The organism is Kitasatospora nipponensis, assembly GCF_039528135.1.
Lineage (GTDB): Bacteria > Actinomycetota > Actinomycetes > Streptomycetales > Streptomycetaceae > Kitasatospora > Kitasatospora nipponensis.
In genome coordinates this window covers 1-676 of sequence record NZ_BAAALF010000752.1, presented here as the reverse complement: position 1 = coordinate 676, position 676 = coordinate 1, and the positions used below count along the sequence as shown (strand labels likewise).

General features: G+C 59.6%; 1 protein-coding gene. It reads right to left on the bottom strand.

Annotated features, from left to right (window positions below):
* The coding region (locus tag ABD323_RS43120) for a hypothetical protein (RefSeq protein ID WP_344447493.1) at positions 1-516 on the bottom strand (516 nt) is incomplete at its 3' end.
* Positions 517-676: the final 160 nt, after the last annotated feature.

The following is a 676-nucleotide window of genomic DNA, read 5'->3' as shown; positions in this document are numbered from 1 at the left end:
GGTGATCCGGCGGGCCGCCGCCTCTTCGCCCGGCGCCGAAAAGAGCCCTCCGGAGAAGTGACCGGACCGGACACTTTCGTGGAGGGCCATTGTGCGGTCCATGTAATTGTGCTCGTAGAACCAGGACCCGTACTGCTCACCCCGGATGACCGCCGCCATCTCAGGTGACTGTGCATCAGTAACCCTGATGAAAGGCACCCCGCCCCGCGCCGAGAGCTTGCTCGGAGCAGCCGGCAGGCGGAGTGATTCCATATCGAACCGGGAAGTCTCGCGCATAGTGACCTTCGCTCGGTCGTAGGCGGCGGAGAAGGCAGATTTCACCATGGCGCCCCTGACTGTTTTGGGGGGAAATCCTTGTGCGGTCTCTGTCCACGTGATGATCGCCGCTTCCGCCATGTCCGACTGGACTTCTTCTCGGTCGGTGTGGAAGTCCCGAGAGATCTTCCAGGATTTTGCCCGAAGAACGGGGGAGATGCAGTCCAGAACCACCATGCTCCACCTGTCGTCATTGTCCATGTCGCAGAGCCTTCCTAGTGCAACCATGGATTCCCAGAGATGGGATCGGGTTCCCGATGTCAATTTGATGCCGGATGGCACGGCAGATTTTCGGAATGTTCTGTAGTCCGGATGCTGCTTCACCGAGCAATCCTGAATATCCTGGGCATGGACGCAGACC